Origin of the sequence: Pseudomonas sp. NPDC089554 (assembly GCF_050280645.1) — a bacterium.
Classification (GTDB): domain Bacteria; phylum Pseudomonadota; class Gammaproteobacteria; order Pseudomonadales; family Pseudomonadaceae; genus Aquipseudomonas.
This window is the reverse complement of sequence record NZ_JBNNVR010000006.1, coordinates 76,385-91,158: the sequence shown is the minus strand read 5'-3', so window position 1 is coordinate 91,158 and position 14,774 is coordinate 76,385. Positions and strand designations below refer to the sequence as shown.

Sequence of the window (14,774 nt, the reverse complement as noted above, 5' to 3'; positions counted from 1 at the left end):
CTCGACGCTCCTGAATGTTCATGCAGTTTCAAGCAACAGATTGACCGGAAAAGCCTCCAGCACATTGCTTAACAGCAGCTCTCTAGAAGGGCTGACAGCGGTGTGCGGGAAAAGTCCCGTGAAGTTGGCAGGTGACACGTCAAACGGCAGGATCAGCCGGGTATCGTCCCAGTTCTGTGCCGGGATCAAGGGGGTTGTGGCAGCCCCCAGCAGGCCGCTGGCCAGCCGGGGCACCACCACGATTGCGCGTTCGCCTTCGCCAAGGCGGGCGAAGGCCAGCACCTTGTCGGCGTGACGGCCGCGTGCGTTCAGCGGCAGGTAGGCGCCACGCTGGAACAACGCGGGGTGGGCCTGGCGCAGGCTCAGCACTTGGGCCACCAGCGCCTGCTTGATGCGCCCGTCTTGCCAATGACTGAGCAGCTCGCCCAGTGGCGCGGGCTCATTCAGGCTGGCCCGTCGGCAAGCGTAGTCCACCGGGCGGCGGTTGTCCGGGTCGACCAGGCTCAGGTCCCAGTATTCATTGCCCTGGTACAGGTCGGGCACGCCGGGAACGGTCATGCGCAACAGGCATTGGACCAGGCCATTGAGCGCACCGGCGCAGGCGTTGCGCTTGGCTGCCTCGGCCAGCGAATGACGCAATTGCTGGTGGTCGGCGTCGAGCAGCAGGCGGTCGACGAAGGCCGCGCATGCCTGTTCGTAGCCCTCGTTCGGTGCGCTCCAGCTGCTGCGCAGTTTGGCCTCACGCAGGGCCTTCTGCTGCCATTGGCGCACGCGCTCGGCGAACTGCTGCAAACCCTGCGAGTCGCCTTCGTCGAGGGTCAGCGGCCAGCTGGCCAGCAGGGTCTGGTACAGCATCAACTCGTCACCGGCGCTCGGCGCGGGGCCATCTTCCAGTGCCTCGCGCAGCGGCGCGGCCAGTTCCTGCCAGTGCGCCACGCGGCTGGTCAGCCAGTCGGCGCGCTCGCTCAGCACCGCCAGGCGCGCACGGCAGTCTTCGCCGCGCTTGTGGTCGTGGGTGGCGGTGGCCAGCAGGTTGCTTGGGAAGTCGTGCAGGCGGCGCTGGCATTCGTGGTGGAACTGCTCGGGCGTGCTGCTGAAACGCCCAGGCTCGAAGCCGACGTCGTTGCGCGAAAGCAAGCGTGCGCTGCGGTAGAACGCAGTGTCTTCAACCGCTTTTGCGGCACTCGGGGCAGTGAGTTGCTGGAAGCGCACGCAGGCGTGGCGCAGGTGCTTGCGTGGGCGACCCGGCGGCAGTTGGCGCCAGGGCTGGCCGCCGAGCCAGCGTTGCAAGTGATCGAGCAGCGGCCAGTCGGCTTCGCTCAATGACTGCCGGGCGCCGGCCAGGGCCTGCTGGAAGAACGCCTCGTCCTCGGCGGGGCGCCCGCAGGCATTGATATAGGTACGGTACACGGGGTAGTGCTCGACCAGCGCCTGCAAGGCACGGCGGATCGCCCCCAAGGTAAGGTCGCGGGTCATCAGGTCGTCACGCGCCACCTGCAACAACGCCTGGGCCACTGATTCGCAGTCGCCGGCCAGGCTGGCATTGAGCACCAGACGGCGAGCGTTGCGCACTTCTTCCTCGAACGGCGGCCGTTCACTGACCGTGGCCCACAGCTCGGTCAGCGGCGCTTCGCCCAGCGGGTCGTGCTGCACCAGCGACACCTGGTTCATGAACTCGTAGCCGGTAGTGCCGTCGGTGAGCCAGTCGCGGTGCAGGGTTTCACCCTCGCCGAGAATCTTCTCGACGTAGATCGGGAAGTGCTTCAGCGCTGCCGCTTGTGGCCTGCGCGCCAGCAGCCCGTCGACCCGCCGACGCAGGTTGCGGCAGTAGCGCCGTGGGTCGGCCAGGCCGTCGATATGGTCGATGCGCAGGCCATCGACCAGGCCGCGCTCGATCAGCTCGAACAGTTTGGCGTGGGTGGCCTCGAACACCACGGCACGCTCCACCCGCAGGCCGCCGAGTTCGTTGATGTCGAAGAAGCGCCGCCAGTTGATGTCATCGGCGGCGGTGCGCCAGCTGGCCAGGCGGTAGGTTTGGCGTTCCAGCAGCAGATGCAGGCGCTTGAAGCCTGCTTCGGTAAGGCTGTCAAAGGCGGCCAGGGCCGGTTCCAGGCTAGCCCCGGCATTCACCAAACGCGCCAGTTCCGCATGCAGGGGCTGGGCCTCGGCCAGCGGCTCGGCGGCTTCGTGCAAGGTGGTGAAGTGTTGGGCCAGGGCGCGCAGGCCAGGGTCTTCGGCGTGCTCCAGGATCCACCCGTAATCGAGCGGGCAGATGGGAAAACGGTGTTCATAGTGGGTGATTTCCAGCACGCCCAGGGCGCTGTCGAAGCACAGCGGGATCGTGCCTTCCTGCAACGCCACGCCGTAGTCGCTACCCAGGAAGGGCAGCAGCAACTGGCCGGCCAGCAACGGGTCGGCGCTGTGCCACTGGATGTCGAAGAATTCCGCATAGGGGCTGCGCCGACCCCAGGCCAGCAGGCTCTGCCACCAGGGGGTGTCGGCGCCGCCCACGGCCATGTGGTTGGACACGGTGTCGAGGATCAGGCCCATGTCGTGCTCGCGCAGCGTGCTCACCAGGCGCAGCAGCGCCGCTTCGCCGCCCAGCTCCGGGTTGACCTGGGTCGGGTCGACCACGTCGTAGCCATGCCGGGAACCGGCGCGTGCCTTGAGGATCGGCGAGGCATACACATGGCTGATGCCCAGTTGGGCGAAGTAGGGCACCAGGGGCACCGCGTCATCGAGGGTGAAGTCGCTGTGAAATTGCAGGCGCAGCGTGGCAGTCAAGGGCTTCATCGGTCACGCTCCCAGGCTTGTTCGCGGGCCTGGGCCAACAGCTCCAGGCGCCGGGCGGCGTGCGGGTCGTCGAGCAGCTCGGCCACGGGTTGGGCGAAACGCCGACGCCAGTTGGGGTGGCCGTCAGTGGTGCCGGGCAGGTTGGGTTGCTCGTCGTTGCCCAGCAGGTCTTCCAGGGGCACCAGCACCAGCGGCGCGCGGGTATGGCCGACATAGCGAATGGCGGCGTCGATCAGCGCATCGTTGTCTGCCTGCACGCCGTAGTTGCTTTCCAGGATGCGGCGCAGGCCCTCGCGCTCGGTCTGGCGTTCGTGGCGCCAGTGCAGTTCGGTGGCAGCATTGATCAATTGCAGGCGCTGTTGCCAGTCGATGTCGCGGTCTTGCAGCCAGCCGGCCAAGGGCGCCAGGTCGTGGGTGCCGGTGGTGGCCAGGGCGTTGTCGGGCCAGTCGAGGATCGGCTTGAACTGCCCCGGGGCGCTTTGCTCGAAGGGCAGCACGCGCATGCCCAGCACGGCCTTGTCCGCCAGCTGTTCGCGCAGGCCTTCGGGGACTGTGCCCAGGTCTTCGCCGAGGATCACCGCCTGGTGGCGCACCGACTCCAGCGCCAGCAGGCGCAGCAGGTCTTCCAGTGGGTAATGCAGGTAGGCGCCTTCGTTGGGCTTGGCGCCTCGGGGAATCAACCACAACCGACGCAGGCCCATGACATGGTCGATGCGCAGGCCGCCGGCATGGGCCAGGTTGGCCCGCAGCATCTCGATGAAGGCGCGGTAGCCATGGCGCTTGAGGCCCTGGGGCGAGAAGGCGCAGATGCCCCAGTCCTGACCTGCGCGGTTGAGGATATCCGGGGGCGCACCGACCTTGAGGTCGGCCAGCAGCTCGTCCTGGCGGCTCCAGGCCTGGCTGCCGGCACCATCGGCACCGACCGCCAGGTCCGCGATCAGGCCAATGGCCATGCCGTGGCTGCAGGCTGCCTGCTGGGCGCGTTGCAGGCCGCGCTCGGTCAGCCACTGGCAGAACGCCTGGAATTCGATACGCGCCGGGTAGGTGCCTGCGAACGCCTCGACTTCGGGGTGATAGGGGTCGTGCCAGGCGGCGGGCCAGCGGCGCCAGTCGGCGCCCAGGCCCTGTTCGACGGCTTCGGCCTGCAACACCTCGAAACGGCAGTGGTGCTCGAGGGCCTCGCCGCCTGAGGCGCGAAACAGCTCGAAGTCTTCGCGCAATGGGTGCTCGCCGTGGCTGAAGTCCTTGTACAGGGCGTGCAGCAATTGTTGCCGGGCATCGGCGGCGCGCGGCCAGTCGACCAGCGGCTGTTGCTCGAGGTCTTCCAGCGTCTGTGCCAGGTCACAGGCCTCGATGGCCATGCGTACCGCGCGCTCGCCAAGCAGCGCCGAGGGGCTGGCGTACAAGGTATTGAGCAGCAGCCGGCTGGAGGGAGAGTAAGGGCTGTAGTGCTGCTGGTCGAAGGCCGACAGGGCGTGGATCGGGCTGATGGCCAGGGCATCGGCGCCGCGCTCGGCAGCACTGCGCGCCAGTTGCTCCAGGGCCAGGCAATCGCCATAGCCGCCATCGCCAGGGCGGCGCAAGCTGTACAACTGAACAGCCAAACCCCAGCGCCTCGCCGGGGGCTGTTCGACGCTGTCATCCAGGCTGAAGCAGCGCGCTGGCGCCACGGCCACGGTGAAGGTGCGGCCATCGATAAGCAATTGGTGGTAACCCAGGGGCAGTTCGCCGGGCAGGTGCGCCTGGGCGTCCAGCCGGGTGGCCAGTTGGCTGCCGTCTTCCAGGGTGCAGTCCACCGCGCTGTTGGCGGCAAACCAGTGCGACAGCGCCAGCGGTATGCCCACTTCGGCAGTCAGCAGCGGCGGCAGGTGCTCGCTGTCTTCGGCCTGCTCCAGCGCCGCGAGGCTGTTGGCGATGGCGCGCTCGTCGTGGGCGGCGTGGCCGAGGGCTTCGAGCACCCGGCGCAGCACGTCGTCACTGACCTGCTGGGGGCGGTTGTTGGCATCGATCCAGTCACGGGCCAGGCCTGCGCGGGCGGCCAGTCGGTGCAGTGGCAGTTCGCTCATGGCGTCTCCAGGCCGGGGGCAAGCAGGCTGGCCACGCAGCTGTAGGCGGCCAGGGTGGAATCGGGGTGGGCGTTGTCGCTGCTGTCGAACAGGCGCCAGCGGGCATCGGGCAAGACCACCGGTTGGGGCTGGGGGGCCAGGTTCAGGTCGATGCGCAGCTCGCGGCCATCGCCCAGGCGCCAGCGCGCGGTCAGCGCCTGTTCGCCCAGTACTTCGCAGCCCAGCGCATGACAGCCCGGCAGGTGCGGGGTGATGTGGCGCTGGCGCAGCTCGAGCAGTTGCTGGTACAGGCCGTGCCAGCCCGCCAGGACATCCTCGGCGCTGGGGCGCGAGGCCTCGAAGGTTTCGAGGGCGTTAGGGTCGGGAATGCGTGCGCGCTGCGCCGGGTCGTTGAACGCCGCGAAATGGGCGAACTCGCCCCGGCGGCCTTCGCGCACGGCATCGGCCAGTTCATCGTGGAAATCGGTGAAGAACAGGAATGGCTGGCGGCTGCCTTCTTCCTCGCCCATGAACAGCAGCGGGATCATCGGCGCCAGCAGCAACAGCCCGGTGGCTGCGCGCAAGGCCTGGGGCGGGCACAGGCGGCTTAAGCGTTCACCCAGGGCGCGGTTGCCGACCTGGTCGTGGTTCTGCAGGAACAGGACGAAGGCGGTGGGCGGCAGGTGCGCGCTGGGTTCGCCGCGTGGCGTGCCGTGGCGGTTGGGCTGGCCCTGGAACACGAAGCCTTCGCCCAGGCAGCGGGCCAATTGGTCGATGGGGCGGTGCTTGTAGTCGGCGTAGTAGCCTTCGGTTTCGCCAGTTAGCAGCACATGCAGGGCGTTGTGACCGTCGTCGTTCCACTGGGCATCGAAGCCCTGTTCCAGCAGCGCGGCCTGGTTGTGCTCGTTTTCCAGCACCAGCCACACCTGGCGTCCAGGTTCGATGGCGGCACGTACGCGTTGGGCCAGTTCCACCAGGAAGTCCGGCTGGTCGATGGCGTGTACTGCGTCCAGGCGCAGGCCATCGATGCGGTAGTCGCACAGCCACATCAGGGCATTCTGGATGAAGAACTCGCGCACCTCGGGGCGACGAAAGTCGATGGCCGCGCCCCAAGGGGTCTGGCGGTCTTCGCGGAAGAACGGGCTGGCGTACTGGTGCAGGAAATTGCCGTCCGGACCGAAGTGGTTGTAGACCACATCCAGCATCACCATCAGGCCATGGCCGTGGGCCTGGTCGACCAGTTGGCAGAGTTCGTGGGGGCGGCCATAGCTGTTGTGCGCAGCGAACGGCAGCACGCCGTCGTAGCCCCAGTTGCGCTGGCCGGGGAACTGCGCCAGGGGCATCAGCTCGATTGCCGTGATGCCGAGTGCGGCCAGCCGTGGCAGTTGTTCGGCAACACCTGCGTAGCCGCCGAGCAGGCCGGCGTGCAGCTCGAGGATCACCGCTTCGTGCCAAGGCCGCCCACGCCACGGGTGATGCCAGGGGAAGTCGGCCAGGCTCACCAACTCGCTGGGGCCATGGACGCCCTCTGGCTGGTAGCGCGAGGCCGGGTCGGGCACGTCGTGTTCATCGTCGACCCGGTAGTGGTAGCGCGTACCGGGCGGGCAGGGCAAGACGGCGCTGAACCAGCCCGTGCCGTCGGGCTGCATCCGCACTGCCGCGTGTTGGTGCAGGTTCACGCTCACGCTGCGCGCATCCGGCGCCCAAAGGGCGAAACGCGCCGACGTGGCGTCCAGCAAGTGTGCGCCATGCTTGTGCATCGTTCGGCCCCTCGTTCAGTAGCGGCCGACGCGAACCTGGTGCACCAGCTCCTCGTACAGCCGGGCGTAGGGTTCCACCGCCTGGCACCAGTTGAACGGCTGGGTCATCGACAGGCAACGCATGGCGTGCAGCAGGTCTTTCTTGCCAAAAATGTAGAAGGCGCGGCTCAGGGCTTCGCGGTAGCTCTCGACGGTGGACTCGTCGAACAGAAAACCGGTGACGCCATTCTCGATGGTGTCGGCCAGCCCGCCCGTATTGCGTGCCACCGGCAGCGAGCCGAAGCGTTGCGCGTACATCTGGCTGAGCCCACAGGGTTCATAGCGCGATGGCATGAGCAAAAAGTCGCTGCCGGCGAACATGCGCCGGGCATCGGTTTCGTTGAAGCCGATATTCACCCCGATGCGTCCGGGGTGGCGCAGGGCCAGCTCGCGCATGGCCTGTTCTTCCTCGGGTTCGCCGCGCCCGATAATGGCGATCTGGCCGCCTTGCTCGACGATGTAGTCGGCCACGCCCAGCGTCAGGTCCAGGCCCTTCTGGTAGACCAGGCGCGAGACCACGGCGAACAAAGGCCCTTCGGACGGGTCGAGGCCGAACAGGGCACGCACTTCGTCGCTGTTGCGCGCCTTGCCTTCCCAGTCATTGAGGCTGAAGTTGTGTTGCAGGTGCTGGTCGGTGGCCGAGTCCCAGCTTTCATCGATGCCATTGGGAATACCGCCGAGCAGCCCTTGCTCGGCCTTGCTGGCCAGGAAGCCGTCGAGGCCGCAGCCGAATTCGGGGGTGGTGATTTCCCGAGCATAGGTGGCGCTGACCGTGGTGATATGGCTGGAATACGCAAGCCCGGCCTTGAGGAACGACAGCTTGCCGTAGAACTCCATGCCTTCCTGCTGCATGGCGTGCTCGGGGATCGCCAGCTCCGGGCTGCAGCCACGGTTGTACACGCCCTGGTAGGCCAGGTTGTGGATGGTGAACAGGGTCGGGGTTTTCAGGCCGCGCCAGTGCATGTAGGCCGGGGCCAGGCCTGCGGGCCAGTCATGGGCATGGACCAGGTCCGGCTTCCAGTGAATCATGCCTTCGCCCGCGGCAATTTCCGCAGCGGCCAGGCCCAGGCGGGCGAAGCGGATATGGTTGTCCGGCCAGTCGCGGCCATTGTTGGCGCCATACGGGGTGCCGTCGCGCAGGTACAGTTCGGGGCAGATCAGCACGTAGATGACCAGGCCGTCGGCGAGGTCCATGCGGCCGATCTTGCACGGCGGCAGCGCGGCGTGACCGCCCAGTTCGCCGACGATATGGATAGGGTTGTCGCTTTCCATCACCTGGCGGTAACCGGGGATCAGTACCCGCACATCGTGCAGGTGAGCCAGCGCCCGTGGCAGCGCGGCAGACACGTCGCCCAGGCCGCCGGTCTTGACCAGGTCGGCGATTTCCGAGGTGACGAACAGAATCTTGCGGGCGTTCGGGTTGTCGCGGCGCGGGGCGACGGGTGCCTTGCCTGTCGTGGCGAAGCCTGGCAGAAGGGGCTCGCGGTGTTCCGGGTTGAAGACATCTACGTGGGGTTCGACAGCGGCACTGATCATACTTCTCTCCGTCCTTATTGGCGGGTGGCGGGCACCCATCGCGTTATCTCGTGTTGGTTCTCTCTGATTCTCGGGTCTTCGTAGTGCTGTCCTTGCCCCTGGGTCGTGCGCACTGGCACCGTGCTATCGGCATTCCGGCCGAAGGCACCTGGACGGGTTGGGGTGGGTGGGTCGAGGCTGGGGAAGTCCCTTCGCAATGACCTACTTAATTCCTGACCTGCCCGCGTTTCGGAAAGTTCGACTTTTTTCCGTCGTTTCTTTCCGAGCAATTAGCGAGCCGAATGTCGAGTGTAGGAGAGGCGCAGATATAAAAGTGACCCACTGGTCACTTTTGTGATTGCCCGAGTTAGACGCAAACGTTGGCGCATGTCACAAGATGTGAATGGTGATGGCGGAGAAGCGTGGACGGCGTAGAGTCGCACGCCGCGTCAGTGCAGGCGCGCACTGTTTTGGTGCTTTTTTCTGCTCACAAAGGGGCGCCCGCCCAGGCAGCGGGCGGGCTGGGTTCAGCTGGTGGGCAGCAGCGATGAATGGTGCTGACTGATGAGCCAGCGCTGGCCATCGAAGTGGTAGGTAAAGGTGTAGCGCGCCGCCACCTGCTTGCCGGTGTCGGCGAACTGGAAGGTGTAGAGACCCGCCAGGGTGGCCACGTTACAGCCGACCTGCAGGTGGTGGCTGTCCAGCGACCCCGAAGGCCCCTCACGGAGGAAGTGACGGAAGTAGTCGACACGCGCCTCGGGCGTCAGGCGTGGGGTTTTCGAGACGGTGGGCAGAAGTACCGCGTCGTCGCTGTACAGTGCAGCCACCTTGGCTGCATCGCGGCTTTGCAGGCTATCGTTCCATTGCTTGAACAGGTCCAGCGCCTGGGGCCGATCAAGGGCCTGGCAGTGGGTGGGGGCGGCTTGGGCCTGCAAGGCGCAGGCGAACAGGGCGAGCGGGAGGACGTGCTTCACGAGGGGCATGGTGGGCTCCAGCAGGGCAGGCACCAGGAGGGTGCCTGCGGCGTGGCTCACCTTAGGTGCGACGCGGAGCGCGATGTATCGGCAGCGTCTCAGGCGCTCAGCGATTTTTCGCCGTCGCGCGACTGTTGTAACAGCAGGTTCAACTGGGCGACTTGCAGGCGCAACTGGTCACGTTCGTCTTTCAACTGGCGCAGTTCGTCACGGCGGATGGTGACATAGAGGGTCTGGGTGGGAGTGGCAGGCATAAAGGTACCCATGAGCACACCTCGCAATGTTGGCTGGTGACAGGCTTAAGCGTAGTCGCTTGCGGCGCGCATTCTGAATTCTTTCGCGGTCCTTGGGAACTTTTTTGTTTATGGTTGTCGTGCCGTTCGTCGCTGAACCCTCGGGCCAAGTGCTGGACTAATCTGAAAACCGCAATCGCGTTGTCATCCATTTCTAAGGGGAGCATCGGCACATGCAACTGGGAATCGTCGGGCTGGGCCGCATGGGCGGCAATATCGCAAGGCGGCTGATGCGCGCAGGCCACCGAACCGTGGTGCACGATCGCAACCGTGAGGCGGTGACTGGCCTTGAGGGCGAGGGCGCCCAAGGTGCCCACGACCTGGGTGCGCTGGTGCAAAAACTGAAGGCGCCGCGCGCGGTGTGGGTAATGCTGCCGGCGGGCGAGCCGACCGAGCAGACCATCGCGCAGCTGGCCGATTTGCTGGAGCCGGGCGATGCGATCATCGACGGTGGCAACACCTTCTATAAGGACGACATGCGCCGCGCCGCCGAGCTGGCCAAGCGTGGCCTGCATTATCTGGACGTCGGCACCTCTGGCGGCGTGTGGGGCCTGGAGCGCGGCTACTGCATGATGATCGGCGGTGAAAAGGCTGTGTTCGAGCGCCTCGAACCGCTGTTCAAGGCCCTGGCCCCCGGTGTCGGCGACATTCCCCGCACCCAGGGCCGCGAAGGCGAGCACCAGCGCGCCGAGCATGGCTATATCCACGCCGGGCCACCTGGCGCCGGGCACTATGTGAAGATGGTGCACAACGGCATCGAGTACGGCCTGATGCAGGCCTACGCCGAAGGGTTCGACCTGCTGCGCAGCAAGGGCGGCGATGAGTTGCCCGAAAACCAGCGCTTCGACCTCAACGTGGCCGAGATCGCCGAAGTCTGGCGCCGCGGCAGCGTGGTCACCTCCTGGCTGCTCGACCTCACCGCCGATGCCCTGGTGGCCGACCCGCAGCTTGCGCAGTTCAGCGGCTCGGTGTCCGACAGCGGGGAAGGGCGCTGGACCATCGACGCCGCCGTCGAGCAGGCAGTACCGGTGCCGGTGCTGTCCAGCGCGTTGTTCGCCCGCTTCCGTTCGCGCCAGCAGCAAGGCACCTACGGTGACAAGATCCTCTCCGCCATGCGCCTGGGCTTTGGTGGCCACGTCGAGAAGAAGGGCCAATGACTAAACAGACGACCCCCGCCGCCCCTCCTTGCACCCTGTTCCTGTTCGGCGCCAATGGCGATTTGGTCAAGCGCCTGCTGATGCCGGCGCTGTACAACTTGAGCCGCGACGGCCTGCTGGACCGCAACCTGAAAATCGTCGGTGTCGACCACAACACGCGCAGCGGCGAGCAGTTCGCCGAGCAGTTGCACGGGTTCATGGCCGAGCGCGACCAGGGTAAGGAGGGCGCCGCCAAGTGCCTGGACGAAAACCTGTGGGCGCGCCTGGCCAAGCGTATCGACTACCTGACCGGCGATTTCCTCGACCCGGCCACCTATGAGGCCATCGGCAAGCGTATCGACAAGACCCGCCACGGCAATGCCATCTTCTACCTGGCCACCTCGCCGCGTTTCTTCCCTGAGGTGGCGCAGCGCCTGGGTGAGGCTGGCTTGCTCGATGAAAGCGCCGGTGGTTTTCGCCGGGTAGTGGTGGAAAAGCCCTTTGGCACCGACCTGGCCAGTGCCGAGGCGCTCAATGCCTGTCTGCTCAAGGTGATGAGCGAGCGGCAGATCTACCGCATCGACCATTACCTGGGTAAGGAAACGGTGCAGAACATCCTGGTCAGCCGCTTCTCCAACGGCCTGTTCGAGTCGTTCTGGAACAACCATTACATCGATCACGTGCAGATTACCGCCGCCGAAACCGTCGGCGTGGAAACCCGCGGCGCGTTCTATGACAGCACCGGGGCCTTGCGCGACATGGTGCCCAACCACCTGTTCCAGTTGTTGGCGATGGTCGCCATGGAGCCGCCGGCGGCCTTTGGCGCCGATGCCGTGCGCAGCGAGAAGGCCAAGGTGGTCGGGGCGGTCCGTCCCTGGTCGGCGAAGATGGCCTTGAAGAACTCGGTACGTGGCCAGTACGTGGCCGGCAAGCAAGGCCGCAAGCGCGTGCCGGGTTATCGCGAAGAAGACAGGGTCGCCAAGGACAGCCAGACCGAAACCTACGTGGCGCTGAAGGTGATGATCGACAACTGGCGCTGGGCCGGGGTGCCGTTCTACCTGCGCACCGGCAAGCGCATGAGCGTTCGCGACACAGAGATCGCCATTTGTTTCAAACCCGCACCCTACGCGCAGTTCCGCGAAAGCGAGCTGGAGCGGCCCAAGCCCAACTACCTGAAGATCCAGATCCAGCCCAACGAAGGCATGTGGTTCGACCTGCAGGCCAAGCGCCCGGGCCCGGAGCTGGTGATGGAGAATGTCGAGCTGGGCTTTGCCTACAAGGATTTCTTCAAGATGACCCCGGCCACCGGCTACGAGACGCTGATCTACGACTGCCTGACGGGTGACCAGACGCTATTCCAGCGCGCCGACAACATCGAGAACGGCTGGCGCGCGGTGCAGCCGTTCCTCGATGCCTGGGCAGCGGGGGGCGAGGTGCATGAGTACGCGGCGGGTGAGGATGGCCCCGAGGCCGGGAACGAGCTGCTTAGCCGTGACAAGCGCGAGTGGCACGGCCTGGGGTGAGTGCCAGTGGGTTCAGCGCTGGCCTCTTCGCGGGTAAACCCGCGAAGAGGCCAGCACCGTAGTTCCATCATCGAAGGAGCCTGAATGCCAGCCCATATCGAAGACTACGCCCTGCTCGGCAACTGCCGCAGCGCCGCCCTGGTCAGCCGTGACGGCTCGCTGGACTGGCTGTGCCTGCCACGCTTCGACGCCCCGGCGGTGTTCGCCGCGTTGCTCGGCAACGAGGAAAACGGCCGCTGGCGCCTGGCGCCCAGCGACCCGGTCGAACAGAGCGAACGCCGCTACCTCGACGATACCTTGGTACTGGAAACCACCTGGACCACGGCCCAGGGCCGCGCCCGAGTGCTCGATTGCATGCCGTTGGGCGAGCACAACGCAGTGCTGCGCATTGTCGAGGGCCTGGCCGGGGAAACTGCTTTCGAAATGGACCTGGTACTGCGCTTCGACTATGGCCGCAGCGTGCCCTGGGTGGAAAAACTCGACCCGCTGACCCTGAGCGCAGTGGCTGGCCCCGACCGCCTGGTACTGCGCAGTACCGTTGGCCTGCACGCCCGTGATCACCACAGTGTCTGTCGCTTTCGCATCGGCGCTGGCGAGCGTCATGTCTTCGCCTTGAGCCACCAGCCTTCGCACCTGCCCGACCAGCCCGGGTTCGATGCTGAACAGGCGCTGGCGCAGACCCTCGAGCAATGGCGCGACTTCGCCAGCCACTGCCCGGAAGTCGGCCCCTACACCAAGCCGGTGCGCCGCTCGCTGTTGACGCTCAAGGCGCTGACCTACGCGCCCACCGGGGGTATTGCGGCGGCGGCCACCACATCGCTGCCCGAGCGCCTCGGCGGTGAGCGCAACTGGGACTACCGCTATTGCTGGCTGCGCGACGCCACCATGACCCTGTTGGCATTCATGAATCTGGGTTATTTCGACGAAGCCCAGGCCTGGCGCGAATGGCTGATGCGTTCGGTGGCGGGCAACCCCGAACAGATGCAGATCATGTATGGCCTGGCTGGCGAACGCGACCTGCAGGAATACACCTTGCCCTGGCTGGCGGGTTACGAAGGCTCCCAGCCGGTACGGGTCGGCAACGCCGCGGCCGGGCAGCGGCAGCTGGATATCTACGGCGAGGTGGCCGATGCCATGAGCCAGGCGATCAAGGGCGGCTTGCCGCGCCATCCGCGCAGCTCGGCCATTGCCCGGCTGATCATGCCCTATGTCGAAAGCATCTGGCGTGAGCCGGACGAAGGTATCTGGGAGGTGCGTGGCGGGCGCCAGCATTTCGTGCATTCCAAGGTCATGGCCTGGGTGGCCTTCGACCGCGCCGCGAGCTTGGCCGACGACACCGAGCAGGAGCGTGAGCGGGGGCAGCATTACCGCCAGGTGGCGGATGAGATTCGTCGTGAGGTGTGCGAGCAAGGGCTCGATGCCAGCGGCCAGTTCTTCGTGCAGGCCTACGGCAGTACCGAGATGGACGCCAGCCTGCTGCACATCGCCCTGACCGGCTTTCTGCCAGCGCGATCCGCGCTTCCTGCGCACGTTGGAACAGATCGAGAAACGCTTGCTGCGCAAGGGCTTGCTGCTGCGCTACGACAGCGACCGCTGCGGTGACGGCCTGTCGCCGGGGGAGGGGACGTTCCTGGTGTGTTCGTTCTGGCTGGCGGACGTGTATGTTTTGCTCGGCCGCCAGCAGCAGGCCGAGGCGCTGTATGCGCGTTTGCTCGGGCTATGCAATGACGTCGGGCTGTTGGCCGAGCAGTACGACCCGGTCGGCCAACGCATGCTTGGCAACTTCCCCCAGGCGTTCAGCCATATCGGCATCATCAATACCGCGCTGAACCTGCACCGGGCGCAGTGCCCTGCGAGGGACAGGGTCGAGGGTTGTGCCTAGGCTCTGTACGAAAAGCCTTGATACTTGGTCATGCTGCGTTGAAAACAGCCTCGGAATGCTCATTTACTCCAGTAAACTCCGCTTCCTCGGCTGTTTTCGCCTTGCCTGACCGGCGTCTCAAGCCTTTTCGTACAGAGCCTAGGGTTGAATGACCTCAGATCACCCCGCAGGCCATGCGGTCACCGCCACCGCCCAGGGGCATCGGCATGTCGGAATGGTTGTCGCCACCGGCATGCACCATCAGGGCGTGGCCCTTGATCTCGGAGAGCTTCTTCAGGCGCGGCGCCAGTACCGGATAGCTGGCCTTGCCGTCGGCGACCACGTAAAGCGCCGGCAGGTCGCCCAGGTGGCCGTTGGCATAAGGGCCCAGATGCTTGCCGGTCTTGCCCGGGTCGAAGTGCCCGCCGGCGGCGAGTGCCGCGACGTTCTTGCCATCTTTCGCTGCCGGTGCGCAGCTGCCGTTTTCGTGTACATGGAAGCCGTGGATGCCGGGTGGCAGGTCACTCAGCTTTGGGGTGAACACCAGGCCGTACTCGGTTTCGTTGATGTTGACCTGGCCGATCGGTGTTGCCTTGCCTTCGGCGTCGACCAGGTTGACGGGCACATCGAGCGACGCGGCGTGGGCGCCGAACGACAGGGTGCCTGCCAGGGCGAGCCAGAGATACTGTTTCATGGTGGCCTCTTTCAAGTATTGAAAAACCAATGCGCGATTCAACTAATAAGTGCGTCGAGCGCCAATGAGAATAGGCACTGAGTGAACAGACGTCCATGGTCAAATAACAATTGGAAAAAATATTCAGAGGCAGGGAATAAA

The 14,774-nt window shown here is 65.7% G+C and carries 9 protein-coding genes and 1 pseudogene; 3 read left to right on the top strand and 7 right to left on the bottom strand.

Annotated features, from left to right (window positions below):
- Window positions 1–18: 18 nt before the first annotated feature.
- The 6 genes from ACQKPE_RS03650 to ACQKPE_RS03625 form a co-directional block, all read right to left on the bottom strand.
- The gene (locus ACQKPE_RS03650) at window positions 19–2,793 is read right to left on the bottom strand and encodes a malto-oligosyltrehalose synthase (protein WP_427663406.1); all 2,775 of its coding nucleotides are present in this window, start codon (window positions 2,791–2,793) and stop codon (window positions 19–21) included.
- Window positions 2,790–4,859: a 4-alpha-glucanotransferase gene (gene malQ / locus ACQKPE_RS03645; protein ID WP_427663405.1), complete on the bottom strand. Its 2,070-nt coding sequence runs from the start codon at window positions 4,857–4,859 to the stop codon at window positions 2,790–2,792. Before malQ ends, ACQKPE_RS03650 begins: the two co-directional genes overlap by 4 nt.
- On the bottom strand, window positions 4,856–6,598 hold the full coding sequence (gene treZ / locus ACQKPE_RS03640) for a malto-oligosyltrehalose trehalohydrolase (protein ID WP_427663404.1): 1,743 nt from the start codon (window positions 6,596–6,598) through the stop codon (window positions 4,856–4,858). The genes malQ and treZ overlap by 4 nt, the downstream gene beginning before the upstream one ends.
- Window positions 6,599–6,613: 15 nt before the next feature.
- Window positions 6,614–8,173 (bottom strand): glycogen synthase GlgA, encoded by a 1,560-nt coding sequence (gene glgA / locus ACQKPE_RS03635; RefSeq protein WP_427663403.1) that lies wholly within the window; start codon window positions 8,171–8,173, stop codon window positions 6,614–6,616.
- Window positions 8,174–8,679: 506 nt separating this feature from the next.
- Window positions 8,680–9,135, bottom strand: coding sequence for an SgcJ/EcaC family oxidoreductase (locus ACQKPE_RS03630; RefSeq protein ID WP_427663402.1), 456 nt, complete (start codon window positions 9,133–9,135; stop codon window positions 8,680–8,682).
- An 89-nt stretch (window positions 9,136–9,224) separates the two neighbouring features.
- Window positions 9,225–9,392 (bottom strand): DUF6026 family protein, encoded by a 168-nt coding sequence (locus tag ACQKPE_RS03625; RefSeq protein ID WP_427663401.1) that lies wholly within the window; start codon window positions 9,390–9,392, stop codon window positions 9,225–9,227.
- Between the two features lie 200 nt (window positions 9,393–9,592).
- Here ACQKPE_RS03625 and gnd point away from each other — a divergent pair, with 200 nt between their 5' ends.
- From gnd to ACQKPE_RS03610, 3 genes and pseudogenes are all read left to right on the top strand, one after another.
- The gene (gene gnd, locus ACQKPE_RS03620) at window positions 9,593–10,576 is read left to right on the top strand and encodes a phosphogluconate dehydrogenase (NAD(+)-dependent, decarboxylating) (RefSeq protein WP_427663400.1); all 984 of its coding nucleotides are present in this window, start codon (window positions 9,593–9,595) and stop codon (window positions 10,574–10,576) included.
- A complete protein-coding gene (zwf, locus tag ACQKPE_RS03615; RefSeq protein ID WP_427663399.1) occupies window positions 10,573–12,078 on the top strand; it encodes a glucose-6-phosphate dehydrogenase in 1,506 nt (501 codons plus the stop codon). The genes gnd and zwf overlap by 4 nt, the downstream gene beginning before the upstream one ends.
- A gap of 84 nt (window positions 12,079–12,162) precedes the next feature.
- Window positions 12,163–13,960: pseudogene (locus tag ACQKPE_RS03610) on the top strand (glycoside hydrolase family 15 protein).
- A 154-nt stretch (window positions 13,961–14,114) separates the two neighbouring features.
- On the opposite strand, the gene sodC reads toward ACQKPE_RS03610, so the two are convergent.
- The gene (sodC, locus tag ACQKPE_RS03605) at window positions 14,115–14,633 is read right to left on the bottom strand and encodes a superoxide dismutase [Cu-Zn] SodC (RefSeq protein WP_427663398.1); all 519 of its coding nucleotides are present in this window, start codon (window positions 14,631–14,633) and stop codon (window positions 14,115–14,117) included.
- Window positions 14,634–14,774: the final 141 nt, after the last annotated feature.